We start from the raw sequence: 25,644 nt of genomic DNA on the forward strand, positions 1-25,644 counted from the left end.
TGGTTGACCTACGTCTTTCACAGGCGCGTTTTTCGCGCCGTCTGAAGACAACCGGGCCTTAAACCTTGTGTGCCAGACTTCGGCAGCATCCACGGGGAGGGTTCGATGCCGGAGGATCCTGAATTGTCTTTCGTTTTGTGCATTGTGGCGGGCGCACTGGCCGTGGCGGCAGGGGCGTTCGGTGCCCTCAGCCTCGCTCCGTCGGCAAGCGCGCTGCTGGCGGTGTTCGCCACGCTGCGGATCTGCTGGCTGGACGACAACATCGCCAACGACCTGCTCGACCGGGATCAGCTTCCCCCGAGCTACATCAACGCGCAACGCCGCCAGCGGTGGCTGGAGGCGCTTCTGCTGGGCCGCTCCAAAACAGAGGAAACGCCGACCCCCGCGCAGGTTGCCACCCGGATGCGGGCAGAGGTACAGGTCTGGTCCGCCATCGTCGTCGCGGGCGTGGCGGCGATGCTGGCGCGGACCACGCCCTTCGGGATGCTGGTGTCCTTCGGGCTGGCGCTCTGGGCGTTTCTCTGGGCCTTCCGCTTTGCCGACCGGCTGTCGGCGACGCTGTGGCTGGTGGAAACCGGCCGCGTGCTGCCGAGGGAGGACCTGCTGCGCCGCGTCAGCTGGGCTTACTCCGGCCGGAACGACCGCGACCGCTAACCCTTCATCAGGCGCGGCAGCATCTCTGCCAGCAGGTCCCAGACAATGCGCACCCGCGGGCTCGTCTTCAGTTCACGATGCGCCACCAGCCACACGGGGTAGTCGAAGGTGATCTCCGGCAGGACCCGCACCAGCAACGGGTCGCCGGTGCCCAGCGTGACCGGCCCGACGCCGATCCCCAGCCCCTGCCGCGCGGCTTCCCAATGCACCGCGTGAGAGGTGGTGCGCAGGCCAAAGCTCGTCTCCGTCACGGTCACCCCGCGCTGCGTCAGCGCCGCGATGAACGGGGCGTTTTCCTCGAAACCGATGAACCGCGCCGAACCCAGGTCCTCCGGTCCGCGCACCGTGCCGAGCCGTGCGGCGTAATCCGCGCTGGCGAAGAACCCGGCGGTGTCGTCCGTCAGGCGCCTGCCGATCAGGTCGGGCTGGTCCGGCGCGGCATTGCGCACGGCGATGTCCGCCTCGCGCCGCTTCAGGTCGCTCATGCGGTTGGAGGACACGACCTCCACCCGGATGCCGGGGGCGACCTCCGCCAGCCGCCTCAGGACCGGCGGCAGCAGCCACATGGAGTAGAGTTCCGGCGCGGCGATGGCGACCGGGCCGGACACGTCCGTCGCCTGCCCGGTGGCGGCCAGCGACACGGCCACCGCCGCCTCTCCCATGGCGCGCACGTGTTCGACCAGCCGCGTGCCCGAGTCCGTCAGCACCAGACCGCGGCCGACCCGTTCGAACAGCACGACGCCCAGCTCTTCCTCCAGCGCCGTGACCTGCCGTCCCAGCGTCGGCTGGGTCATGCCCAATGCCCGCGCCGCCGCCGAAAGCGATCCTTCCTCGGCGGTGACGAGGAACGCCCGCGCGCGGTTCCAGTCGAAAGTGACAGAGCGCCAGTCCATGCAATCCTGTATGGATGACACCCCCTGGGGCGTCAAAAGCAAAAGAGGGGGCACAAGGCCCCCTCCCGTTCGTCGTGTCGGTCAGATGTCAGTTGACGGTTTCGGCGTCCACGACATCCTTCTCGACCGCCTTGACCTCCGGCTTCGCGATCTCGATCCGGCGCGGCTTCAGCGCCTCCGGGATCTCGCGCTTCAGGTCGATGTGCAGCATGCCGTTCTCATGGGTCGCGCCGGTGACGCGGACATGGTCGGCAAGGTGGAAACGGCGCTCGAAGGCGCGGGTTGCGATGCCGCGGTGCAGGTAGCTGCGGCCCTCGTCCTCGTCCGCCTTGCGGGCCGAGACGACCAGCGCGTTTTCCTTCACCTCGACGCCGAGGTCGCTGTCGGCAAAGCCGGCCACCGCGATGGAGATGCGGTAGGCGTCGTCGGCGGTCTTCTCGATGTTGTACGGGGGATAGCCCGGCTGCGGCGCGTCGTTGGACAGGACGCGGTCCATCATCTCGGCAAGCTGGTCAAAGCCGACGGATGCACGGTAGAGCGGAGCAAAATCGAAATGTCGCATGGAATCCTCCAGTTGAGCGATACCTGTGTCCGGCCTTCCCATCGGGGACAGGCCGTATTTCCAGTTCCCGGAACCCTGTCAGAGGCGTTCCGGTACAGGAAAATTGGGAACGTCGCGCGCGCGTTTCAAGAGCCGTCCGCACACGAAAAAGCGCCCCGGAGACGGTTCTCCGGGGCGCTCTCGCGAGGTTGTGATCGTTGGATCAGAACTTCATTTCGTAGCCGAGGCCGACGGTGCCCATGCGGACGTTCTCGCTCTTGGAGCCGGCGAGGGTCATGATGACGCGGCCGCCAGCCTTGGTGTCGATACCGAAGTTCAGGGCGAGGTCGAAGCGGTCGTCGTCGGTGCTGCCCGGCGTCGCCGTGACGGTGCCGCCGCTGTTGACGTCGATGTCCTCGTTCATCACGCGGTTCCACGAGAAGTCGACATCGGTGTGCAGGGCGCCGAAGCTGACCGGCGTCGTCTTTTCCCAGCGCACGCCCAGTTTGCCGAAGGTCGTGGTCTGGTCGTAACCCGGGACGATGGCGCCGTTGCTTGCGGTGAAGCTGTCGACTTCCAGCATTTCGCGCGACACGCCGACATAAGGCATCAGGATGTTCGCGGCGTTGCCGCCGAGGGCAAAGCGCTGACCCAGTTCCAGAGAGGCGGCGCGGTAATCGCTCTCGGTGGAGCCGGACGCGGTGCCGGTCGGGAACAGCATGGTGTAGTCGTGGTCGGTGCGGCCGGCGGTGATGTCACCGTACAGCTGCATGCCGCTTGCCGCCTGGTACAGGCCGTAGATGTTCGCCGTCTTGGTGTCGCTGTCGGAGTCGAAGCCGCTGGCGTCGCTGGACGAGTTCAGGCCGCTGAACGCGATACCCGTGCGGAACAGGTACTGCTGGGTCTGGAAGGTGTAGTCGGCGCCGATGGTCAGGCCCTTGCCGCTGAGGTCGGTGCCGCCGGAGGCGGAGCCGGAGGACGCGGTGGCAAACGCGTAGCCGCGCAGGCCCTCGATCCCCAGCATGTCGTTGACGATCGCATTGCCCTGGGTCGAGTAGAAGCCGCCGGTGCCGAGGTAGCTTTTGACCAGGGCCAGGATGCGGATCTGCGCGCGGATGTTCTGCGCGACGGTCATCGAGGAGTTGCGGAAGATGTCGGTGGTCAGGATGAACTTGATCCCGCCATCTGTGGCCGCGTTGATGACGCAGGTCTGGAAGGCCAGCGCGAAGGCCGCGGCGGCGTCGCCGCCAAGCCGCAGCTGGTTGAGGTCAGCGACACAGCCGCCGTTGGTGGCCAGCGCGAGGTCGGCGTAGTCCGCTTCGGTCGTGCCGAAGCCGCCGGTGAAGCTGCCGTGTGCGGTCGAGGTAAAGGTGGTGCCGGTCTGAACCAGCGTGGTGGTGCCGTCGGTGGAGATCGCGGTGTCGTTGTTGGCGTCGAGGATACCGATGTCGACCATCGCGACGAGGTTCGCACCGGCGGTCTGGATCGCGCTCAGCACGTCTGCGAACAGGAGGCTGCCGCCGGTGGTGTCGTCACGGTCTTCGTCGGTGATAAGCACCAGCGTCGTGTTGCCGGCGGGGATCGTGTAGTTCTTGAGCACGTAGTCGATGGCGGCAAATCCGTCCTCGGTGCCGCCCGGCGTGGTCAGGTTGGTCGTCGCCGCCGAAAGGTCCGTGGCGTTGCCAAGCTGGCTACCGCCGATGCTGAACTCGCGGATCAGGCCCGGATTGGTGGAACCAGCGGCAAAGCCCATGAGGCCGTAGTTGCGGCTGCCGAAGCCACCGACGGCCAGCGCGGCGTCGAGGTCGAGCACGAACTGAGTCAGGAAGTCCTGCTCGCCGGACATGGAGCCCGACTCGTCCATCATGAAGATGATGTTGGAGGTTGCGCTTTGCGCGTGCGCGGGCCCGGCCAGGGCGAGCGTCATCGCCGTGGAGGCTGCGAGAAAAGTCTTGAACATTATGTCCCCTCACCGAAAAAAAAAGCTGGTGTCTGCTGCGGCCAAGTTGCCAAAACCCTACCCGTTCGCATAGGGGGCAAATTTACGAGGCGTTAACCTTGTTGCGCGGCGGAAACAGGTGTCCCCAAGCGGCTCGGAATGCTCAATCTTTTGGTGCAGCCTTACCCGGTGCGCGCACGAAACGGGCGCCTCCGGCCCCCTTGGCGCCGCCTGACAGGACATTTGTCCCCGCCCGGGCAGGCGGGGCCGCGTGGCGTGTCAGCCGGTCCTTCAGGATGACCACATGGGTCGTCAACTCCATCCCGAAGACACGCGCCGCGCCCTCCTCGTCGGTGCCGGTGGCGGAGACCAGCGACAGGATGCGCAGCCCGCCGCCCTGTTCTGCCAGGATGGGCGCGCCCGACGCGCCGTAGCCCGCCTTGCAGTCGAACAGGAGGATGCCGCCCGCGTAGCGCGCCAGCAGCCCGCAGGACCGCGGCACCGACGCGCCACGGTGCAGCGCGTCGCCGTAGGGCGCGAGGTAGACGGTCTTTCCCGGTGCCTGTGACGGGTGCAGCGCGATGGGGCGGGCGTCCTCGGGTGGGATGGCCTCGGACAAACGCAGCAGGGCGACGTCGTTGGCGATCATCGCCTCGTCCAGCTCGATCCCGCCGATGTCGCTGTACCCGGGCGATATCACCCAGTCGGTCACGCCCCGGCGCACCGCAGGGGCGCCGGAGCCGAAGCCCACCTCGAACCACACCCCTTGCGGCACAACCGGCCGCCCGTCGTCGTCATGCAGGCAATGGGCGGCGGTCAGAACGATGTCGGCCTCGATCAGCGTACCCGTGCAATATCCCTCGCCGCTGCGCAGCCGGCCCACCGCCTCCCATCCCGTCAGGGCGGCCGCGCCGGTGGCCAGCCCCAGCCCGCCCAGGAGGCCGAGCGCGGCGTATATCAGGGCTTCACGAATTTCGCACCTGTCTCGCGCCGGGCGCCCGCGGCCATCGGTTCCAGACCGTTGCCGGGGTCCTGCGCCACAGCCAGCGCCGCGCGCAGCTCCTTCAGCGGCTTCAGCAGGTCGACGGCCAGCGACACCGCCTTCCCGTCGGCCTCGGCCTTGGCCGAGATGACCGACACGATCCGTGCCTCGCCATTCGTGTCGAAGGCAAAGACCGGCGACCCGGAGGCGCCGAAATCGACGCTGCAGGACAGGACCAGCATGTCGAACTGATGCGCGATCACCGTGCAGAGATCCTGCATCGAGGGCGCCTCCGACCTGTTGTGCGCGTAGGAGACGACGCCCACCTCCGCGCCGGGACCGGGCAGGTCGCTGGTGCCGAAGGGCAGGACGGTCGTGTTGCGGATCGGATGCTGCAGCTCGATCAGGGCGATGTCGTGCCCCACCCGCGCCACGCTGTCGGACGAGGTGAAGTCGTACTCCGGATGCGGCATCGCCTTGCGGGTGCGCCGGTAGGCCGCCGCCCGCCCGTTGCGCCATCCGGCAAGGAACTGGATGTCGTCGATCGGCACCCGCGCCCCGGTCGCCGGATCGAACAGGCAATGCGCCGCCGTCAGCACAAGGCTCGGGGAAATGAGCGCGCCGGTGCAGAAGGCCTCTCCGGCGATCTCCAGCCGTCCGACCGCTTCCCACCGCCGCGCGCCCTCCGTGCTCTCCATCGAGAAAAGCCCCTGTGCAGGGGCATTCGTCGACAGCAGGATCAGGCAGATGGCGAAAATCGCGCGCACGTGGTCTTTCCTCTTTGCGCGCGGTTTACCCGTTTTTCAGGGCGAAAATGCGGCGCATCAAAGCTAGATCGCACGACTGACGAACGGTCAACAAGATCAAACCTGCAGCGCCGGGGGCTTCGGTCCGCCGGTCGCCCAGTCCAGCAGTTCGACGGTGTGCACCACCGGCACCCCCGTGCCCGAGCCGATCTGCATCATGCAGCCGATGTTGCCCGCCGCGATCACGTCCGGCGCCTTCGCTTCCAGCGCCTGGACCTTCCGCGCCTTGAGCTGCTTCGAGATCTCCGGCTGCATCAGGTTGTAGGTCCCTGCCGAGCCACAGCACAGGTGGCTGTCGGCGGGTTCCACCACTTCGAAGCCCGCGCGTTTCAGCAGCGCCTTGGGCGTGCCCTTGATCTTCTGCCCGTGCTGGAGCGAACAGGCCGCGTGATAGGCAACCCGCAACGGCCCCGTCCCGCCGGGCGCGTCCGCGGTGTCCGGCCGGTCGGTCCCGGCAATCCCCATGCGCGCCGGGCCGAGGTCGGCCTCTGCCGTCTCCGGCATCAGCTCGGCCAGCACCTCCGTCACGTCCCGCGCGATGGCCGCCACCCGCGCGGCGTCCGCGGCCAGCGGCGTCTCGCGGAACATGTGGCCATAGTCCTTCACCGTCGTGCCGCAGCCCGAGGTGTTGATCACCACCGCGTCCAGCCCCGCACCGTCCATCTCGCGCGCCCAGGCCCGGATGTTCTTGCCCGCGGTGCCATGCGCCTCTTCGGACTTGCCCATGTGGTGCGTCAGCGACCCGCAGCAGCCCGCGCCCTCGGCCACCACGACCTCGCACCCGAGCCGCGTCAGCAGCCGGATCGTCGCATCGTTGATGTCGGTGTTCAGCGCCCGCTGCGCGCAGCCGGTCATCAGCGCCACCCGCATCCGCTTCGGCGCCTCGGGCGCAAAGCTCTGCGGATCGTCGTTGCGCGACACCGGCGGCACCTGCTTTGGCGCCATCTCCAGCATGGCGCGCAGCCGCGCATCGGGGACCAGCCGCGCGAAGGGACGCCCGATCTTCGCCCCCAGCAGCGCCAGCCGGAACCGGCCCGGGTAGGGCAGGATCCGCGCCAGGAGCCAGCGCAGCGCACGCTCGGACCGGGGGCGTTCGTAGCGCTCCTCGATATAGGCGCGGGCATGGTCGACGAGATGCATGTAGTGCACGCCGGAGGGGCAGGTGGTCATGCACGCGAGGCAGGACAGGCAGCGGTCGATGTGTTTGACCGTGTCCGCGTCCGGGACCCGCTCGTTCTCCAGCATGTCCTTGATCAGGTAGATGCGGCCCCGCGGGCTGTCCAGCTCGTCGCCCAGCACCTGATAGGTGGGGCAGGTGGCGGTGCAGAACCCGCAATGCACGCAGGCCCGCAGGATTTCGTTGGCGCGCGCGGTGCCCGCATCGGCAAGCTGCTCTTTGGTGAAATTGGTCTGCATGTGTCTCTCTGGGTCTTCAGGCCATCAGCCGGGCGGTGGCCAGTCCGAACCACGGCAGGGTTGTGGCCAGTATGGCAATTACGGTGATCCAGCGGCGGGCGCGGCGGCCCTCCAGCCGGCGGTAAAGCGCGTGGCCCACCATCGCCACCGCCGTGACCCACCCGGCCCACAGCAGCAGAAGCGACGGCAGCGGCGCGCGCGGCTCGAGCCAGAGCGCGGCGCCCATGCCCACCACCACCGCCATGGCCAGCCCGGCCAGAACGCGCAGGGTGGAGGGCAGGCGGAGCAGCCCGGCGCACAGCAGCGGGCCGGCCACGAAGGTCACGAGGAAGGCTCCGACGACTGGCCAGGTCATCAATGCAACGTGCCGGGGTCGAAGATGCCGCGCGGATCGAACCGCGCCCGGATCGCCCGCGACAGGGCCGCCACGGGCGCCGGCTCAGGCGGGAAGACCGGCGTTGTGCCGCGGCCCCGCACACGCGTCGCATGGCCGTCGAAGGCCCCGAGCCTGGCCCGCGCATCCGTGCCGGTGTGCGTCAAAGCCCAGATCAGGCCGCCGCCCCAGTCATACAGCACCGCGCGCGGCTCCAGCCGGGCGACCAGCCCCGGCGCGTCCGAGGGCTTGCAGTGGATGCGCCAGACGTCGCCCTCCCGGCCGTGCATCGGCGCCACGTCGCGCACGTCGGCCCAGGCCTCCGCCACCACCTCCGGATCGCTCTCGATCCGCACCGCCTGTCCGCCGAACAGCGCCGCGAGCTGTCCCGCGCGATACGCGACCGACCCGGCAAAGCCCTCGATCCGCAGCAGGGTCAGCGGGTCGCCGTCCGGCCCCACCGGCAGATGCGCCGCCCCGGTCAGGTCGTAGGGCGACCCCAGCGCGCGGGCCATCGCCGCGACCGCCGCCGCGTCGTCCAGCCCGTCGATCAGGACCGAGGCCGCGGCCTCGGGCTTCGGCAACACCTTCAGGCTGACCTCCGTCAACACCCCCAGCGTGCCGCGCGAGCCCGCCATCAGTTTCACGAGGTCGTAGCCCGTGACGTTCTTCATCACCCGCCCGCCGTTCTTCACCACCGTCCCGGTGCCGTCGACGAAACGCACGCCCAGCAGGAAATCCCGGCAGGCCCCGGCCTGCACGCGCCGCGGGCCCGACACGTTCGCCGCCACCACCCCACCGATGGTCGAGACCCCCTCGGTGCCCAGCAGCCCGCGATGGTCCATCGGCTCGAACGCCAGACGCTGGCCCTCCGCATCCAGCACCGCCTCGATCTCCGACAAAGGCGTGCCCGCCGCCGCCACCAGCGTCAAGGCGCCCGGCTCGTACAGCGACACGCCCGTGACGCCGCCGGTCTCCAGCACCGCCGCCGCGCCGCCGCCGCCGATGGCCCGCGTGCCGCCGCCGCACACCCGCAGCGGCGCTTGCGCCCCGCGCACCGCCTCGGCCAGTTCCGCCTCGCTCCCTGGTCTCATCTCGCCTGCCCTTCGTGCTTCTTTGCTTTCCAAATACTCCGGGGTCCGGGGTGGAACCCCGGCTACTCCGCCGCCAGGGCCACCACGCGCCGCCCCTCGGAGGACGCCAGCGGGAACACCTTCGCCGGGTTCAGCAGCCACTTCGGGTCGAAGACGTCCTTCACCGCCATCTGCGCCTCGAGGTCTTCGGGCGCGTACTGGTGGGTCATCAGGTCGCGCTTCTCGATGCCCACGCCGTGCTCGCCGGTCAGGCAGCCGCCGACCTCGACGCAGAGCTTCAGGATCTCTGCCCCGAACCGCTCGCAGAGCTCCAGCTGCCCCGGCTCGTTGGCGTTGAACAGGATCAGCGGGTGCATGTTGCCGTCGCCCGCGTGAAAGACGTTGGCCACCTCCAGCCCGAATTCCGCCGACATCTCGCCGATGCGCTTCAGCACGAAGGGCAGCTCCGTCACCGGGATCGTCCCGTCGAGGCACATGTAGTCGTTGATGTTGCCCATGGCGCCGAAGGCCGACTTGCGGCCCAGCCAGATGCGGGCGGCCTCGTCGGCGGACTTCGCCTCGCGCAGCTCCACCGGGTCGTGGCGCTGCGCGATCTCCTTGATCTTGGCAAGCTGCTCGGCGATCTCCGTCTCCGAGCCTTCGACCTCCACGATCAGCAGCGCCTCGCAGTCGGGGTAGCCCGCCTTGGCGAAATCCTCCGTGGCGCGGATGCAGGGCGCGTCCATGAACTCGATCGCCACCGGCAGCACGCCCGCCTTGATGATGTCGCTGACGCAGGCGCCCGCCACCTCGTTCGAGGCATAGCCGATCAGAACCGGGCGCGCGCCCTCCGGCTTGCGCAGGATGCGCAGGGTCGCTTCCGTCACCACGCCAAGCTGCCCTTCGGACCCGCAGACCACGCCCAGCAGGTCGAGCCCGCCGGCATCCAGGTACGCGCCTCCAAGCTCCACCACCGTGCCGTCCATCAGCACCATGGTCACGCCCATCAGGTTGTTGGTCGTCACGCCGTACTTCAGGCAATGCGCCCCGCCGGAGTTCATCGCGATGTTCCCGGCGATGGCGCAGGCCAGCTGCGAGGACGGGTCGGGCGCGTAGAAGAAATCCTCCTCCTCCACCGCGCCGGTGACGCTCAGGTTGGTGCGGCCGGTCTGCACCCGGATGAAGCGGTTCTCGTAATCCGTCTCAAGCACCGCGTTCATCCGCGACACCCCGAGGATCACCGAATCCGCGGTGGGCAGTGCCCCGCCCGCCAGCGAGGTGCCGGAGCCGCGCGGCACCACCGGAACGCCCTCCTCGTGGCAGACCTTCAGCACGGCCGCGACCTCCTCGGTCGAGGACGGCAGCACCACCGCCAGCGGCGGGCAGCGGTACGCGGTCAGCGCGTCGCACTCGTAGGCGCGCACCTCGGAAGGTTCGGAGATCACGCCGCGCGGCGACACCGCGGCAAGCCGCTCCACGATGCGCGACTTGCGGGCAAGGATCGCGCCGTCCGGTTCCGGCATCTGCATGGGTGGCACCTCCCTCGGGTCTGCAGCCTGTCCCGGCGCGCAGGTGGCGACCAAGAACGCGGCAATTGGTCAAGTCATATAACCAAAAACCCCCGCAGGCGAGTCAAATTCGCGCGCCCGGCTTGCACTTTCCGGGCCATCGGAGTCAGGTGCCGAAAACGGAGCACGCCGATGGCCTGGGTCAAGATCATACACATCCTGTGCGTCATGGGCTGGATGACGTCCATCTTCGCGGTGCCGCGCGCGCTGATCTACTGGAAGCGCGAACATGCCCGGCTGGGAGAGAACGGCCCGCTGGGCGACCTGACCTTTCGGCTCTACCGCTTTTCCTTCGGGCTGGGGGTGATCGCCATCGTCACCGGCATCTGGTACGGCACCTGGCTGGGCTGGCCCGCGTGGCTGCACCTGAAGGCCACGCTGGTGGCGCTGCTGGCGGTGCACTACCTGTGGACCGGCAGGCTGGTGCGCCGCGCGCAGAAGGGCGAGTTCCGCGAAAGCGACATGTTCCTGCGCATCTTCAACGAGGTCTCCGTCATCGGCACCATCGCGATCCTCTGGGTCGTGGTCGTGCAGCCGTTCTGAGATGGACTGGCAGGCGGTCATCGCCGGCTTTGCCATGATCGACGTGGTGGCGGTCGGCTTCCTGCTGGCGGCATGGGTCGCGGCGACGCTGGTGATCGAGCATCCGCCGGCGTGGCGCCCCTCCGTCTCGGCCCTGATGGCGCGCTACCGGCGGGAATGGATGGAGGCCTTCGTCACCCGCAACCCGCGCATCTTCGACAGCCAGATCGTCGCGAGCCTGAGGCAGGGCACCTCGTTCTTCGCCTCCGCCTCGATGATCGCCATAGGCGGCGGCTTTGCCCTGCTGGGCAATGCCGAGCGGCTGCAGGGCGTGGCGCAGGATCTGACCCCCTCCACCGACCCGGTGGTGGTGCTGGAGATCAAGCTGATCCTGATGCTCCTCTTCGCCTCCAACGCCTTCCTGAAGTTCGTCTGGTCGCACCGGCTGTTCGGCTACACCTCTGTCCTGATGGCGGCGGTGCCGAACGATCCCGAAGACCCGGCGACGCTGCCCCGCGCCCGCAAGGCGGCGGAGATCAACATCGCGGGCGCCCGCAGCTACAACCGCGGCCTGCGCTCCGTCTATTTCGGGATCGGCGCCTCGGCCTGGCTGATCGGGGCATGGGCGCTGATCGCGGCGACCCTCGTGACCTCTGCCGTGATCCTGCGGCGGGAATTCTGGTCGCATTCCCGTGCGGTACTTCTGGACCCGTCGGACATCACCGGGGGCTGAGGCGCGGGTTCAGGCCGCGGGGGGCGGAGGAGACCTCCGCCCTGCGTCCTGTTGCGCTTCTGGCCGGTGATCCGCGTCGTCCCGGCGGCGGAGGGGGCGCTGCCCCCGCCCCTGCGGGGCCCCCCGAGGTATTTGTGGCCAAGATGAAGGGGGGCCGGCTGAAGCGTTGAGGGCAGTGGTGTCAGCTGCGGCCTTCGCGCAGCCAGGCGCCGACGATCATCGCGGCGGCGAGGATCAGCACCAGCCAGGGCGGCATCAGCGGTGTCTGGCGGATGTCCAGCGTCTCGAACGCGTCGCGCGGGGTCAGGCCGATCCAGCCGCGCCCGGCGGCGGGGCGGCCCTGCCGCACGTTGCGCACGGAGGGCACGCCCTCCTCGAGCCTAAGGATGCCGCCGCGCAGCGAGTCGATGGCCGGTTCAAGCGCGGCGCCGCTGGCGATGGTCTGGATGAATTCGCGCGGGGCGGCGGGGCCGAGGCCCACGACCGCTTCCAGGTCGTCCTCCTTGAGGCGGTAGAGGCCGATTTCCGGGCCGTCGTAGATGCCTTCGAAGCGGCCAGGGCTGACCTCTTCGAGCGGGACGGTCACGGTTTCGCCGTCCGGCCCTGTCACCTCCACGTCGCCCACGTCGTCGGTCAGCGAGCGGCGGATGATGCGCATGGTCTGGCCTGTGGGTTCGGCCCAGAGCGCCTCTTCCTCCAGTTCCGGTTCCTTCATCATCCAGTGCGCCAGCCTGCGCAGCAGTTCGAGCTGCGGGCCGCCGCCCTCGTAGCCGCGGTTCCAGAGCCAGGCGTGATCGGAGGCAAGCAGCGCCACCCGGCCTTCGCCGACGCGGTCGAGCACGAGGAGCGGGCGGTCGTCGACGCCCTGCATCACCACCTCGCCGGAGACGGGTTCGACCTCCACCTGCCGCAGCCAGCGGCCCCAGGTGTCCGCCCCGGTCAGGCCCGCCGTGACGGGGTGGCGCTGGCCCAGTTCGGTCACTGCCGGGCGGTAGCCCTGTTCGATGACCCGCGCCGTGGGTTCGGCGGGCAGGATGTCGGCCAGGGGCGAGCGGTAGATCGAATCCGCCGAGGCGAAGTCCGGCCCGGCGGCGATCAGCACCGCGCCGCCCTTCTCGACGTAGTTGCGCACGTTGTCGAGGTAGATGGCGGGCAGGATGCCGCGCCGCTTGTAGCGGTCGAAGATGATGAGGTCGAAGTCGTCGATCTTCTCGAGGAACAGCTCGCGCGTCGGGAAGGCGATCAGCGAAAGCTCGGACACCGGCACGCCGTCCTGCTTTTCCGGCGGCCGCAGGATGGTGAAGTGCACCAGGTCGACGGAGCTGTCGGATTTCAGCAGGTTGCGCCAGGTCCGGCCCCCGGCGTGGGGTTCGCCCGACACCAGCAACACGCGCAGACGGTCGCGGACGCCGTTGATCTGCACCAGCGCCCGGTTGTTGCGGTCGGTCAGCTCGCCCTCTGCCTCGGGCACGATGAACTCGATCACGTTCAGGCCGCCGTGAGGCAGGGTGATCGGCAGGGCGTGGTCCTCGCCTATGGCGACGCGGAAGGTCTGCGGTTCCGACCCGTCGATGGAGATCTGCAGGTCGGTCATGGCCTCGTCGGGGGCCGCGCCCTCGTCCTCGATCCGGAGCGTCAGCTCGACCTCCTCGCCGAGGATGGCGAAGGCCGGGGCGTTCTTCACGATCAGGCGGCGGTCCCAGTCGTCCTCCTGCCCGGTGAGCAGCAGGTGCATCGGCGCGGGCAGGTCGGGCAGGCGTTCGAGGTCGTGCAGCCGCCCGTCGGACAGCAGCACCACACCGGCGACCCGGCCGCGCGGCTCTTCTGCCAGGGCCTGCGACAGCGCGGTCATCAGTTGGCTGCCCGCGTCGCCCTCGCCGTCGGGGACGGGGATGCGCCGGACCTCGGTGTTGGGGCGGGCGAGAAGCTGCGCCTCCATCGTGTCGGCGGCGTCGGAGGTCACGCCGGCACGCTCCGCCAGCCGTTGCGAGGCGGTCTCGTCCACCAGCATCAGCACGATGTCGGAAAGCGGCGCGCGGTCCTCCATCTGCCACGAGGGCTGCGCCAGCGCGGCCACCAGCACCAGCCCGGCGAGGAAGCGCAGCGGCCAGCCCTTCAGCCCGCGCCAGAGCGCCAGCACCACGCCCGCGAAGGCCAGCGCCGCCAGCGCGTAGATCACCACCCACGGCAGCAGCGGGTCGAAGACGATTTGTCCTGCGTTCATTGGCCCAGCCTGTCCAGCAACGCAGGCACGTGGACCTGGTCGCTTTTGTAATTGCCTGTCAGCACATGCATCACGAGGTTCACTCCGAACCGGTAGGCGATCTCGCGCTGGCGTTCGCCGGTGAAGCCGCGGCCGATGGGCACCAGCGGCATGCCGGTCTCATCCATCGCCCAGGCCGACGCCCAGTCGTTGCCGCCGATCACCACCGGGGTCACGTTGTCGTTGAGGTCGCGGAACGGCATCCCCTCGATCAGCGCCGCGTCGGGCGGGGCCGCCTCGACCCAGATGCCGCGGCCCTGGTATCGGCCGGGAAAGTCGTTCAGCAGGTAGAATGTGCGGGTCAGCACGTGGTCCTGCGGGATCGGCTCAAGCGGCGGCACATCGAGCGGCGCCGCCAGTTCCTGCAGCTTGCGCCCCTCCGGCGTGCCTGCGCCGAAGCCCGCCACATCGGCGTCGCGCGTGTCGAACAGGATCATCCCGCCGGACCGCAGGTAGGTGTTGAGCTTGGCGTAAGCCTCGGCCGAGGGGGTCGGCTGACCGGGGGTGATCGGCCAGTAGAGCAGCGGGTAGAACGCCAGCTCGTCGGTTTCGAGGTTCACGCCGATGGGTTCCGCCGGCTCCACCGACGTGCGGAAATACAGGGTATCCGACAGCCCGCGCAGCCCCGCGTGGGCCACCTCGTCCAGCCGGTCGTCGCCGGTCAGGACATGGGCCAGCACCACTTCGGACGTGGCGGCGATGGCTTGCGCGTCATCCTCCGACTCGGCCTGTTCCACCACCTCCTGCGCGTGGCCGGGCAGGGGCATTCCGCCCATCATCGCCAGAACGAGACCCGCCGCCACGGCACCGCGCAGCCGCCCGGACAGCGCGAGCGAGGCGACCACGTCCACCAGCAGCATCAGGATCGAGGCGGCCAGCAGCCAGCCCGCCAGCGGGGTTTCCTGCGGGCGGTTCAGCCCCTCGACGGTGACGCCGTCCGGCCATGCGACCGGCAGCAGCTCCGTCTCGGCGGTGACAACGTTCCGGGCCAGAGCGCGGTCCTCCCCTTCGTACAGGCCCGGGCGCAGGTCCGGTCCGAGGGCCGCGGTCAGCAGCGCCGGTCCGTCCACGCCGGGCAGGGTGCCTGCCTCCTGCGGGACGCCGAACGCATCGAGCACAAGCGCAGGTTGCCAGATCGTGCCTTCCAGGTCGTTAACATCCGGTTGCACCATGGCGGAGGAGACCGCCAGCCGTTCCAGCATCTGCACGAAGAGGCCCGACAGCGGCAGCGTCGACCACTCGGCGTTGGCCGTGACGTGGAACAGGATCACCTGTCCCTGGCCGATGGACTGCCGCGTCACCAGCGGCGTGCCGTCCGCAAGCTGGGCGATCACGCGGTCGGCCAGCGTCGGGTCCGGCTGCGCCATCACCTGGCTCTCGATGGTCACGTCGTCGGGAATCTCCAGCCCGAAGAACGGGCTGTCCTCGGTGAAGGGGGCCAGTGTCTTGGGCTCCCCCCAGCTCATGGCGCCGCCGACGCTCCGGCCCCCGGCGCGCAGGCGCACCGGCATCAGCGGGTCCTCGGTGTCGCGCGACACGTCCGACGCCGCCATGCGCGGCCCGGCAAAGCGCAACAGCGTGCCGCCGCTGTCGACCCAGTCCAGCACGTCCGCCGCCTCCTTGCCCGTCAGCCGGGCGATGTCGGCAAGGACGATCACGTCCGGGTTCGCGGGCAGCACGGTGCCGAGGTCGGTCTCGAGCAGGTCCGCCGTCGGTTCCAGCGCCTTGCGCAGGTAGTGCAGCGGGTCGAGCAGTTGCAGCCCCTCGCGGTCCTCGCGGGCGGAAATCAGCGCCACCTCGCGCCGCCGCAGGCTGTCGTCGGGCAGCGTGACGGCCCCGGCGCTGTCGGCACCCGCCACCTCGAACCGTTCGATCCGGGCGCGCAGTTCCGAAGGCAGGGACAGCTCCATCTCTGCCGCCAGCGCGCCGCTTTCGAAGGTGACGGGCTGGCGCATCAGCACCGCGGGGTTTCCCGCCGGGTCCTTGCCGTGGCCTTCCAGCACGACCTCCACCTCCGGCCCCTCGCGCAGGCGGCGGAGGGTGAAGGCGAGGTTGCCGTCCTCCAGCGTCGCCGGTTCCAGAGCCAGCAGGTTGCGCGGCGCCTCGAAGACGGTCAGCGCGCCGTGGGTTTCCAGCGCGTCGGCCAGCGCCTCGCGGCCCTCCCGCTCCAGCCCGTCGGACATCCAGTAGGTGTCGAAGGCGCCGTTCGGCAGCATCTCTGCCGCTTCGGCCATGCGCGCGGCGTCGGGTTCCCACGGTTCCGGCAGGATGCCCGACAGGCGGCTGCGCAGCACGTCCGCCGACAGGAACTGCGGTGCTTCGGGCGCGGTCAGGCGCATCACGGCGACGGTGCGCCCGTCGCGCCCCGCCTCGGCCAGCAGGCCCTCCAGCGCGATCGTCCGCGACCGCCAGTCGGAGGCCGAGGCCCAGCTTGCGTCCATTACCACCAGGAGCGGACCGTTGCCCGCCGCCTCTGTCTCGTCGCGCGGGTTCAGCACCGGCCCGGCCAGGCCCACGATCACCGCGGCGACCGCGAGCATCCTGAGCAGTAGCAGCCACCAGGGCGTCCGGTCGGTGACCTGCTCCTCGTCCTTCAGGCCCAAGAGCAGGACCACGGCGGGAAACATCCGCCGGATCGGCGCGGGCGGGACGGCGCGCAGGATGACCCAGAGGATCGGCAGCGCGAGCAGCCCGAGCAGCAGCCAGGGCGCGGTAAAGCCCAGTCCGAACAATGTCATCCCTGGCTCCCGTCCAGCGCACGATAGACCCACAGGAGGGCCGATTGCGCCGTGTTGTTGGTGTGATGGGTGAAATGCTGCCAGCCGGTCAGGCGGCACAGATGATCCAGCCGCGCCTTGCGCTCGGCCAGCCGTTCGAGGTAACGCTCCTTCAGCTCGCCGGCCTTCAGCGTCTCGTAGCGCAGCGTCCGGTTCACCGATTCGAAGATCGTCCGGCCGTTGAACGGGAACGCCTCTTCCGACGGGTCGAGCACCTGCAGAAGCACGCCGCGCACACCGCGGTCAGCCGCCTTGGTCAGCGCGGCCTCCACCGGCGCCACGTCGCCGAGGAAATCCGAAACGAACAGCGCCTTGGCGTTGGGCAGCATCCCGCGCGATTCGGGTTCGGCATAGTCGTCCTCCCCCTCGTCGCTGAAATACTTCGCCAGCCGCAGCGTCTGCGCGTCGCCCCGGCGCGGCGGCAGGTCCCAGCCGGTCAGGCCGACACGCTCGCCGCCCCGGATCAGCAGCACGGCGGCGGCCAACGCCACCAGCCGCGCGCGATCCGCCTTGGTCGGCAGGTCCTTGTGCGAGGAGAACCGCAGCGACGCGCCGGGATCGACCCACATCTGCACCGACTGGGCGATCTGCCACTCGCGCTCGCGCACGAACTGCTCGTCGCCGCGGGCGGAGCGCCGCCAGTCGATTTGCCGGAACGAATCCCCCGCGCGCAGCGGGCGGTACTGCCAGAAGTCGTCGCCCAGCCCCGCACGCCGCCGGCCGTGATCGCCCAGAAGGACGGTCCCGGCCAGATGCTCCGCGCGGGCAAGAAGGGCCGGGAACCGGCTCGCCTCGATCTGTGCGCGGGTGCGAAGGTGGGCGACCGAACTCACGCGGCGGCCTCACGCGGGGTCATCGCCCCGGCCACCTCGTCGATCAGCCTGCCAAGATCCTCGCCGCGCGCACGGGCCGAGAAGGTCAGCGCCATGCGGTGCACCAGCACGGGTTTCGCCATGTCCAGCACGTCCTCCGGCGAGGGCGCCAGGCGGCCCTGCAACAGCGCGCGGGCGCGCACCGTCAGCATCAGCGCCTGCGCGGCGCGCGGGCCGGGACCCCATGCCACGATCTCCTTCACCCGCTCCGGCGCGGACTCGTCGTCGGGGCGGAAGGCGCGGACGAGGTCGAGGATCATCTCGACCACCGCGTCGCCCACCGGCATCCGGCGCAGAAGGTGCTGCGCGGTGATCAGCTCCTCGGCGCTGAACACCTGGTGCGACTGCGCCTCCTCGGTGCCGGTGGTCGCCAGCAGGATGTCCTTCTCCGTCTTGCGGTCAGGATAGGCCACGTCGATCTGCACGAGGAAACGGTCAAGCTGCGCCTCGGGCAGCGGATACGTCCCTTCCTGTTCGATCGGGTTCTGCGTGGCGAGCACGTGGAACGGAGCCTCCAGCCCGCGCGTTTCCCCGGCAACGGTCACCTGCTTTTCCTGCATCGCCTGCAGCAGGGCCGACTGGGTACGGGGAGAAGCGCGGTTGATCTCGTCCGCCATCAGAAGCTGGCAGAAGATCGGGCCTTCGATGAACTTGAAGGTGCGGGTGCCGTCGGCACCGGTCTCCAGCACCTCCGAACCCAGAATGTCGGCGGGCATCAGGTCCGGCGTGAACTGCACGCGGTTGCCCTTCAGGCCCATGACGGTCGACAGCGTCTCGACCAGACGCGTCTTGCCGAGGCCGGGGAGGCCGATCAGCAGCGCGTGTCCGCCGCAAAGCATCGCCGACAGGGTGAGGTCGACGACCCGCTCCTGCCCGATGAACCGTGCGGTGATGGATCTCTTGGCCTCGGCCAGTTTCTCTTCCAGCGCCTCAATGTCGGCAACCAGATCTTCGGCCTCTGCCATGGCGTCTCTCCGTTCAGGGACTATACTCTTGGTCAGAATGTATCCTCTGGCAGCTTAATGGCAAAAGCAATGAGCACACAAAATCTCGTGACTCCCTCCGCCGATGGCATCGCCGCCTCCGCCCGTGCCGCAAAAAAGGGCAAGGGTCTGCCGCCGGTCCACAAGTGGAATCCGCCGTTCTGCGGCGATCTCGACATGCGCATCGCGCGGGACGGGACGTGGTTCTACCTGGGCACGCCCATCGGCCGCTTCGAACTTGTAAGGCTTTTCTCGTCGATCCTGCGCAAGGACGGCGACGACTACTTCCTTGTCACGCCTGTCGAAAAGGTCGGCATCACGGTGGACGACGCGCCCTTCGTGGCGGTGGACTTCACCGCCGAGGGCAGCGGCGAGACGCAGGTCCTCACGTTCCATACACATGTCGGTGACACCGCCGTGGCCGGGCCGGACCACCCGATCCGCGTGACCCGCGACCCGGAAACCGGCGAACCTTCGCCGTATGTACTCGTGCGTGCGAATCTCGAAGCTCTGATCGACCGGAAAAGTTTCTACCGCCTTGTCGAGATCGGCGCGCATCACGACGGGTGGTTCGGCCTCTGGTCTTCCGGCGAATTCTTCCGGATCATCCCCTCGGACGAACTCCCCGAAGGCTGACACTACAGATGATCCACCCCAGACTGGCGCCCGTGATCTTCGGGTTCATGCTTTCCGGCCTGATGTCGCTGATCGTGTCGGGCGTGGCGACGCTGCGGGCCGTGGGGCTGCCTGCCGACTTCTTCTTCCTGTGGATGAGCGCCTGGGCCTCGTCATGGATGATCGCCTTTCCCGCGGTCCTTCTGATCGCGCCGCGCGTGCGCCGCTTCGTGGACCGCAACACCCGGCGCTGAAGGCGTGCGCGTCAGTCGCCCAGCTTGGCGTGCACCTCGTCGAGGTCGATCTCGCCCACCGGCATCTTGTTGCCCGGGTTCTCGAAATCGTATTTGAACAGGTCGAAGTCGCGCTTGTAGATCTCGTAGACCAGATGCATCGACAGGTCGTCGAAGTAGTCCTCGACCGGATGCGCCCGCTTCGGCCCGTGTCCCTCGCTCTCGTTGAAGCGGGGGATGTTGTTCAGGTCGATGGTATGCGGCGTGTCGATGTGGTTCAGCACCTCCTGCATCCCGTCGTTGAACGCCTCCGTCCAGAAGATCTTGTTGTAGCGCCCGCCGTTGACGATGAAGGTCGAGACATGGCCCGACACCGCCGACCAGTGGATGTCCGGCTCCATCGGGCGGCGCCAGCGGATGGTATCGCGGGCGAACAGCAGGAACCGGCGAAAGCTGCGGATCTGGTCGAAGTCGTCCTTGCCGTCGTCGCCGCCGACTTCGATCCCGTATTTCTGGATCAACAGCGGCACGAGGTTGCCGCGGTAGCGTTTTCCGTTGCGCTGGATGCCGCAGATCTTGTCGAAGAACGAAGACAGGATGCGGGTGTAGGGGTTGCGCACGCAGGTAAAGGCATAGGACGTGCGCGTCTTCACGTTCGCCTTGATCTTCGGCTGGCTCTCTTCGATGGCCCATTTGTGCATGCCCGATGTGGCATCGTGGATGTCGCCGTCGAAGAATTCGCCGTGATCGGAATAATACATGATCTGGCCGATGGTCGAACAGGCGCACTTCGGCACCACGCGGTACACCACGCTCTCGCTCTCGGTCATCCAGGTGCCTGGAAAGCCCATGCCTCTTGCCTCGGTCCGTCAGTTATTTTGTTCCGTGGGCGGTCGAACCCGCTTCAAAAAATCAAATAAAGCAGGTTTATTCAACGCCCGTTCACATCTATCAACATAAACAATCGGGCAAAACTAGGGCAGACCGTTTACTGAATGGCGAAAATTGCCTTCATCCTTCTGTGCCACAAGGAGCCGGACGCGATCATCCGCCAGGCACAAAGCCTGACCGCGGCAGGCGATTACATGTCGATCCATTTCGACGCCCGCGCCCGGCCCGAGGACTACGCCAAGATCCGCGCCGCGCTGCGTGAAAATCCCAACGTCACCTTTGCCCGCAAGCGGCTGAAGTGCGGCTGGGGGGAATGGTCGCTGGTCGCCGCCACCCTCAATGCGGTCGAGGCCGCGGTCGATGCCTTCCCGCGCGCCACGCATTTCTACATGCTTTCTGGCGACTGCATGGCGATCAAGTCGGCGGAATACACCCACGACTTCCTCGACCGGCACGACAAGGACTTCATCGAGAGCTTCGACTACTTCAATTCCGACTGGATCAAGACCGGCTGGAAGGAAGAGCGGCTGGTCTATCGCCACTGGTTCAACGAGCGCACGCAGAAGAAACGCTTCTACGCGATGTTCAACCTTCAGCAGCGCCTTGGCTTGACCCGCCCGATCCCCGCCGACATCGACGTGATGATCGGTTCGCAATGGTGGTGCCTCAGGCGGCGCACCATCGAATGGATCCTCGACTTCACGAAGAAGCGGCGCGACGTCATGCGGTTCTTCTCGACCACATGGATTCCGGACGAGACGTTCTTCCAGACCCTCGTCCGCCACCTCGTCCCGGAGGCCGAGATCGAGAGCCGCACGCTCACCTTCCTGATGTTCACCGAATACGGGATGCCCGTGGTCTTCTACAACGACCACTACGACCTGCTGCTCAGCCAGGACTTCCTCTTCGCCCGCAAGATCAGCCCCGAGGCGCTTGAGCTGAAGCGCCGCCTCGGCGTGCTCTTCTCCTCCGAGGGGGTGAAGTTCCAGATCTCGAACGAGGGCCGCTCGCTCTTCAAGTTCCTCTCCGCCAAGGGCCGCATTGGCCGCCGCTTCGCCCCGCGCTTCTGGGAGACCGAAAGCTCGCTGGGGCGCGACCGCGAACTGCTCATCGTCGTCTGCAAGAAGTGGCACGTTGCCAAGCGGCTGGTCGAACGCATCCGCAAGATGACCAACGTGCCCTGCGTCGAGTACCTGTTCAACGAGGAAAGCTGCCCGCTGCCCGACCTCGGCGGCATCCAGTCGACCATGGGCAAGCGCCACCGCCACCGCCGCGCGCTGATGCGGATGCTGTTCGACTATTACGAGACCGACCGCCTCGTGGTCTGCATGGACCCCGCCAACCTCGACCTGCTCGAGGACTTCGGCCGTGACCGCTCCACCACCCGCTTCCTCGAGGTGGAGTGCCAGTTCTCCGACGACTACCTGATCGGCCATGCCATGCGCGTGGGCCTCGCCGGTGCCCGCACCCCGCGCGAGACGATCGAGCGGCTGCTGCCCACCGTGCGCAACGACATGATCCACGAAAGCGACCGCATCCGCGACGCGGGGTTCGAGCATCACAACCACATGCGCGAGATTGACCCGATGGAGGTCAGCGCCCGCGCCGTGGCAGAGTTCCTGACCGTGCCCGAAAGCGTCGCGCAGGACATCGTGCGCCACGACCACCTTTTCGCCGACTGATCGGGCGCAGCAGACAGGCGGCAAAATCCGCCAGGGCCTCACGAACCCCCCTGGTCCTTCCGCGCCATCCACAGCCGGGTCACACCCCACAGCACCACGCCGATCCCCAGCAGGACCGCCGCGATCATGTATTGCGCCGGGTCGCGCCCGGTCCACGGCCCCAGAAGGAAGGCGCAGGTCAGGGCGCCCAGCACCGGCAGCGCGGTCGGCGTGCGGAAATGCTTGTGGTCGACACCGTCGCGCCGCAGCACCAGCACCGCGACGTTGACCACGGTGAAGACGCCCAGCAGCAGGAAGGCGGTGGTGCCGCCCAGCTCCGGCACGGCGCCCACGAACGTCACCAGCCCGGCGGCCAGGACCGAGGTGAACAGGATCGCCGTCACCGGCGTCTGCCGCGACGCATTCACCTTGCCCAGCACGGAGGGCAGGACCCCTTCCTCGCTCATGCCGTAGATCAGGCGGCTGGCCATCAGCAGGTTGATCAGGGCCGAGTTGCCCACCGCGATCATCGTGATCAGCCCGAAGATCCACGGCGGAAAGCCCGGCGCGCCCGCCTCCACCACTTTCAGAAGCGGCGTGTCGCCCTCTGCCAGCTCTTCCACCGGCACGATGGAAATCGCGACGATGGACACCACGAGGTACAGAACCGCGGCAATGGTCAGTCCCGCGAACAGCATCTTGGGGAAGCTGCGCGAGGGGTCCTTCGTCTCTTCGGCCATGTTCACCGAATCCTCGAAGCCGACCATGGCGAAGAACGCCAGCGTCGTGCCCGCGATCACCGGCCAGAACACCCCTTCGCTGCTGTCGAACTCGAAGGCCTTCGACACGTCCGCCTCTCCGGCGCCGAATACCCACAGGCCGATGCCCACGATGATCAGAAGGCCGGTCAGTTCGATGCAGGTGAAGACCGCGTTGACCAAGACGCTTTCCCCGACACCGCGCATGTTGATCAGCGCAATCGCCGCGATGAACACCAGCCCCACCAGCGTGACGGCCCAGCCGCCCAGTTCCAGCCCGAACCCGGTCGAGAAGTTCTCGGCAAAGGCGCGCGCGGCGGTGGAGGACGACGTCAGTCCCGACGACATCACCGCGAAGGCGACGAGGAAGGTGACGAAATGGATGCCAAAGGCCTTTTCGGTGTAAAGCGCCGCACCGGCGGCCTTGGGATACTTCGTCACCAGTTCGAGGTAGCTGCAGGCGGTCAGACCCGCCACGACGAAGGCCACGAGGAAGGGCAGCCAGACGATGCCGCCGACCTCTTCGGCGACCTTGCCGGTCAGCGCGTAGATGCCGGTGCCCAGCACGTCGCCCACGATGAACAGAAGCAGCAGTCCCGGCCCGATGGCGCGCTTCAGCTTGCCGTCCGATCCGGCCTCTCCGTTCTCGGGCTGCCCGGATGCGGACTTGCCGTCGCTCTCAGTGAATGCCATGGAGCCACCCTTTTCTGGCTGGTGCCGGAAAACGCCCGGACACAGTGGGGGGTTCCCGCCTGCGCCCGTCCGCACCTTGCACCGGCCCGCTTTTTCCGCCTTCATGGCGGCAAACCGAATACCGCAGGATGACGCACATGGCCTACAGCTACGACGACCAGAACATCTTCGCCAAGATCCTTCGTGGCGAGATCCCGAACCAGACGGTGCTGGAGACCGAGCATTCGCTCGCCTTCCGCGACATCCGCCCGCAGGCGCCGCTGCACATTCTGGTCATTCCGAAGGGCGCCTACGTGACCTTCGACCACTTCGCGCAGGAAGCCTCCGACGCCGAGATCGCCGATTACGTGCGCACCGTCGGCAAGGTCTGCGAGATGGAGGGGTTGGAGGCCGACGGCTGGCGGCTGATCTCCAACGCCGGGGCCAACGCCGTGCAGGAGGTGCCGCACCTCCACGTCCACATCCTCGGCGGGCGCCCGCTGGGCCGGATGCTCGAACCCGCCGCGTGAGGCATGACATGGCGCGGACGGCTCCTTCTGCTGCCGCCCGCGCTGGTGGGCCTGTACCTTCTGGCCGCCGTCGCGGGCGCCCTCTGGCCCAATGACCGGACGGGCGGCGGCGACGGCCCGGTGACCGTCTGGCTGCTGTCCGGGCCGATCCACTACGACTTCCTGCTGCCCGCCGACCCGGCGACCGTTGCCGCCTTCGGTCTTGCCGAGCGCGCGGGCGTGCCGCTTTCCGACCCGCGTGTCGAATGGATCGTTGTCGGCTGGGGCGCGCGCGCCTTCTACACCGCCACCGAAAGCTATGCGGACCTCGGTGCCGCGACCGTCTGGCGCGCCGTCAGCGGCGACGAGGCGGTGCTGCATGTCTCCGTCGCGGGCGCGCTGGGCGACAGCAGCGGCGCCCGCCCTCTGCGCCTCACCGCCGCGGAATACGGCCGCCTGCGGGATGCGATCCTCGCCTCTGCCCCCACGCCCGATCCCCTGCCGGACGCCGGGTTCGGTCCCTACGACCGGTTCTTCGCCGCCACCGGCCGGTTTCACCTGTTCAGGACCTGCAACGTCTGGGTCGCGGAGGTGCTGGACCGCGCCGGCATCCGCTTCGGGCTCTGGACGCCGACCCCCTTTGCCGTCACGCTGTCCCTGGCCCGTTTTCAGGCGGATTGATCCGGCAACACCCGATGCCATGCGTCAACCACCCGCTGCGGCGCCATATTGCCCCCGCGCCGGGGTTCGGCCATAACGCCCGGAGTCACATGCCATCGACCATGAGGGACCGTCATGACCACGCAAGCCCCCGAAACACGCATCGTTCAGGCCTACCGCATCCCCTGTGACGGCGGCGGCGTCGCGCTGGGTCATCCCCGCGTCTGGTTGCAGATCCCCGAGGACAAGGGTTATGTCGAATGCCCGTACTGCGATGCGAAGCTCGTGCACAAGGACTTCGAAGGCAAGGTCTGAGCGGGCGCCGCATCTTTCACGTATTCCGGAGTTACAGACTTGAGCAAGCTGGTTGTTTCCCTGACGACGATTCCGTCGCGCGTGTCCTATTTGTCCGGCACGATCGAAAGCCTCTTGGCCCAGAACACCCGCCCCGACGCGATAGAACTCAACGTTCCAAAGACCTACCGCCGTCCCGAATTCGGCACGCTGGATACGACCCTTCTGCCCGAAGGGCTGGACGTCCACGTGATCGAGTCCGACTTCGGCCCGGCGACCAAGATCCTGCCTACGGTGGAACGCTACCGCGATCAGGATGCGCTGCTCGTCTACTGTGACGATGACTTTTGCTATGACCCGGACTGGCTGACCCGTCTGACGGAAACCGCGGCGAGGCACCCTGACGCGGTGATCGCGGACCGCTGGCGCTCCTCGCTCAAGTGGGAGAACCACGAACGCTGGAAGGGGCGGGGTCCGGGGTACAGGCTGCGCCGCGCCGCCTCTTTCGGGCAATGGCGTCCCATGCGCGCGAGTGGCTATGCACCCGACATCGCCGAAGGCATGGGCGGCGTACTGATCCGCCCGCACTTCGTGGACGAGGAGGCATTTGACATACCCGACGTGCTCTGGACGGTCGACGACGTATGGCTGTCGGGTATATTCCTCAAGAACGGCCACCCCATCGTCCCCACCGGCATCGACTGGCGCGCCATCGAGAACAGCACCGTGGTCGAAGGCACGACGGTCCGTTACGTCGATCCGCTCAGCGACTACGAGTTCGGCGGCTTTGACCGGATGGCCGCCAACCTCGCCTGTGTTCGCTACATGCGCGACCGCTTCGGCGTGTTCCGCGGCGGACGCTCCCTGCGCTGGCAGGATCGGCTGTTCGGCATCTGATGACCCCGCGAAGGGCTGGCACGCGCCCGCGCAACGTGGCAAACCCCTCTGGAGATCCA

25 protein-coding genes are annotated in these 25,644 nt (G+C 68.0%); 10 read left to right on the plus strand and 15 right to left on the minus strand.

What is annotated here, in order from left to right; genetic code table 11:
- Positions 1-105 precede the first annotated feature (105 nt).
- Positions 106-654, plus strand: coding sequence for a hypothetical protein (locus QNI11_RS22180; RefSeq protein WP_283981812.1), 549 nt, complete (start codon positions 106-108; stop codon positions 652-654).
- On the opposite strand, the gene QNI11_RS22185 is transcribed toward QNI11_RS22180, so the two are convergent.
- The 9 genes from QNI11_RS22185 to QNI11_RS22225 form a co-directional block, all read right to left on the minus strand.
- Positions 651-1,547, minus strand: coding sequence for a LysR family transcriptional regulator (locus QNI11_RS22185; protein WP_283981813.1), 897 nt, complete (start codon positions 1,545-1,547; stop codon positions 651-653). The two genes, QNI11_RS22180 and QNI11_RS22185, sit on opposite strands and share 4 nt — an antisense overlap.
- A gap of 88 nt (positions 1,548-1,635) precedes the next feature.
- The gene (locus QNI11_RS22190; protein WP_283981814.1) at positions 1,636-2,109 is read right to left on the minus strand and encodes an Hsp20 family protein; all 474 of its coding nucleotides are present in this window, start codon (positions 2,107-2,109) and stop codon (positions 1,636-1,638) included.
- 202 nt (positions 2,110-2,311) lie between these two features.
- Positions 2,312-4,048: an autotransporter domain-containing protein gene (locus tag QNI11_RS22195; RefSeq protein WP_283981815.1), complete on the minus strand. Its 1,737-nt coding sequence runs from the start codon at positions 4,046-4,048 to the stop codon at positions 2,312-2,314.
- Positions 4,049-4,190: 142 nt separating this feature from the next.
- Positions 4,191-4,910, minus strand: coding sequence for a serine protease (locus QNI11_RS22200; protein WP_283981816.1), 720 nt, complete (start codon positions 4,908-4,910; stop codon positions 4,191-4,193).
- A gap of 74 nt (positions 4,911-4,984) precedes the next feature.
- Positions 4,985-5,707, minus strand: a complete 723-nt coding sequence (locus QNI11_RS22205; RefSeq protein WP_100930930.1) for a serine protease — start codon at positions 5,705-5,707, stop codon at positions 4,985-4,987.
- Between the two features lie 165 nt (positions 5,708-5,872).
- Positions 5,873-7,231, minus strand: a complete 1,359-nt coding sequence (glcF, locus tag QNI11_RS22210; RefSeq protein WP_283981817.1) for a glycolate oxidase subunit GlcF — start codon at positions 7,229-7,231, stop codon at positions 5,873-5,875.
- Between the two features lie 16 nt (positions 7,232-7,247).
- On the minus strand, positions 7,248-7,586 hold the full coding sequence (locus QNI11_RS22215; protein ID WP_283981818.1) for a hypothetical protein: 339 nt from the start codon (positions 7,584-7,586) through the stop codon (positions 7,248-7,250).
- Positions 7,586-8,698: an FAD-binding protein gene (locus tag QNI11_RS22220; protein WP_283981819.1), complete on the minus strand. Its 1,113-nt coding sequence runs from the start codon at positions 8,696-8,698 to the stop codon at positions 7,586-7,588. Before QNI11_RS22220 ends, QNI11_RS22215 begins: the two co-directional genes overlap by 1 nt.
- Positions 8,699-8,760: 62 nt before the next feature.
- Positions 8,761-10,206 carry an FAD-linked oxidase C-terminal domain-containing protein gene (locus QNI11_RS22225; protein ID WP_100928835.1) on the minus strand — a complete coding sequence of 482 codons (1,446 nt, stop codon included), beginning with the start codon at positions 10,204-10,206 and terminating at the stop codon, positions 8,761-8,763.
- Between the two features lie 171 nt (positions 10,207-10,377).
- Between QNI11_RS22225 and QNI11_RS22230 the strand changes: the two genes are divergently transcribed.
- The gene (locus QNI11_RS22230) at positions 10,378-10,788 is read left to right on the plus strand and encodes a CopD family protein (protein WP_283981821.1); all 411 of its coding nucleotides are present in this window, start codon (positions 10,378-10,380) and stop codon (positions 10,786-10,788) included.
- A gap of 1 nt (position 10,789) precedes the next feature.
- Positions 10,790-11,500 carry a DUF599 domain-containing protein gene (locus QNI11_RS22235; RefSeq protein WP_283981822.1) on the plus strand — a complete coding sequence of 237 codons (711 nt, stop codon included), beginning with the start codon at positions 10,790-10,792 and terminating at the stop codon, positions 11,498-11,500.
- A gap of 181 nt (positions 11,501-11,681) precedes the next feature.
- Here the strand turns inward: QNI11_RS22235 and QNI11_RS22240 are convergent, their stop codons facing one another.
- From QNI11_RS22240 to QNI11_RS22255, 4 genes are read right to left on the minus strand one after another with little or no spacing between them, the layout of a single operon-like run.
- Positions 11,682-13,724, minus strand: a complete 2,043-nt coding sequence (locus QNI11_RS22240; RefSeq protein WP_100928838.1) for a glutamine amidotransferase — start codon at positions 13,722-13,724, stop codon at positions 11,682-11,684.
- The gene (locus QNI11_RS22245; protein ID WP_283981825.1) at positions 13,721-16,501 is read right to left on the minus strand and encodes a DUF4159 domain-containing protein; all 2,781 of its coding nucleotides are present in this window, start codon (positions 16,499-16,501) and stop codon (positions 13,721-13,723) included. The genes QNI11_RS22240 and QNI11_RS22245 overlap by 4 nt, the downstream gene beginning before the upstream one ends.
- Complete coding sequence (locus QNI11_RS22250; RefSeq protein WP_283981826.1) at positions 16,498-17,373, minus strand: DUF58 domain-containing protein; 876 nt, start codon at positions 17,371-17,373, stop codon at positions 16,498-16,500. Before QNI11_RS22250 ends, QNI11_RS22245 begins: the two co-directional genes overlap by 4 nt.
- Positions 17,370-18,377, minus strand: a complete 1,008-nt coding sequence (locus QNI11_RS22255; protein WP_100928841.1) for a MoxR family ATPase — start codon at positions 18,375-18,377, stop codon at positions 17,370-17,372. Before QNI11_RS22255 ends, QNI11_RS22250 begins: the two co-directional genes overlap by 4 nt.
- Before the next feature lie 69 nt (positions 18,378-18,446).
- On the opposite strand from QNI11_RS22255, the gene QNI11_RS22260 reads away from it, so the two are divergent.
- Both QNI11_RS22260 and QNI11_RS22265 read left to right on the plus strand, forming a co-directional pair.
- On the plus strand, positions 18,447-19,031 hold the full coding sequence (locus QNI11_RS22260) for a DUF1285 domain-containing protein (RefSeq protein WP_283981827.1): 585 nt from the start codon (positions 18,447-18,449) through the stop codon (positions 19,029-19,031).
- An 8-nt stretch (positions 19,032-19,039) separates the two neighbouring features.
- Positions 19,040-19,264 (plus strand): DUF2798 domain-containing protein, encoded by a 225-nt coding sequence (locus tag QNI11_RS22265; protein ID WP_100928843.1) that lies wholly within the window; start codon positions 19,040-19,042, stop codon positions 19,262-19,264.
- Between the two features lie 11 nt (positions 19,265-19,275).
- On the opposite strand, the gene QNI11_RS22270 is transcribed toward QNI11_RS22265, so the two are convergent.
- Positions 19,276-20,094 (minus strand): sulfotransferase family protein, encoded by an 819-nt coding sequence (locus QNI11_RS22270; protein ID WP_100928844.1) that lies wholly within the window; start codon positions 20,092-20,094, stop codon positions 19,276-19,278.
- A 144-nt stretch (positions 20,095-20,238) separates the two neighbouring features.
- On the opposite strand from QNI11_RS22270, the gene QNI11_RS22275 reads away from it, so the two are divergent.
- Complete coding sequence (locus QNI11_RS22275; protein ID WP_283981829.1) at positions 20,239-21,816, plus strand: DUF5928 domain-containing protein; 1,578 nt, start codon at positions 20,239-20,241, stop codon at positions 21,814-21,816.
- 38 nt (positions 21,817-21,854) lie between these two features.
- On the opposite strand, the gene QNI11_RS22280 is transcribed toward QNI11_RS22275, so the two are convergent.
- Positions 21,855-23,246, minus strand: a complete 1,392-nt coding sequence (locus QNI11_RS22280; protein WP_283981830.1) for an APC family permease — start codon at positions 23,244-23,246, stop codon at positions 21,855-21,857.
- Between the two features lie 137 nt (positions 23,247-23,383).
- Here QNI11_RS22280 and QNI11_RS22285 point away from each other — a divergent pair, with 137 nt between their 5' ends.
- From QNI11_RS22285 to QNI11_RS22300, 4 genes are all read left to right on the plus strand, one after another.
- Entirely contained in the window at positions 23,384-23,755 is a 372-nt protein-coding gene (locus QNI11_RS22285; RefSeq protein ID WP_283981832.1) for a histidine triad nucleotide-binding protein, read from the plus strand.
- Between the two features lie 3 nt (positions 23,756-23,758).
- Positions 23,759-24,415, plus strand: coding sequence for a TIGR02117 family protein (locus QNI11_RS22290; protein WP_283981834.1), 657 nt, complete (start codon positions 23,759-23,761; stop codon positions 24,413-24,415).
- Between the two features lie 114 nt (positions 24,416-24,529).
- Positions 24,530-24,709, plus strand: a complete 180-nt coding sequence (locus QNI11_RS22295; protein ID WP_100928849.1) for a zinc-finger domain-containing protein — start codon at positions 24,530-24,532, stop codon at positions 24,707-24,709.
- Between the two features lie 39 nt (positions 24,710-24,748).
- Entirely contained in the window at positions 24,749-25,585 is an 837-nt protein-coding gene (locus tag QNI11_RS22300; RefSeq protein WP_283981835.1) for a glycosyltransferase, read from the plus strand.
- Positions 25,586-25,644 lie beyond the last annotated feature (59 nt).

The organism is Sagittula sp. MA-2, assembly GCF_030126985.1.
In the GTDB taxonomy this organism is placed as follows: Bacteria; Pseudomonadota; Alphaproteobacteria; order Rhodobacterales; family Rhodobacteraceae; genus Sagittula.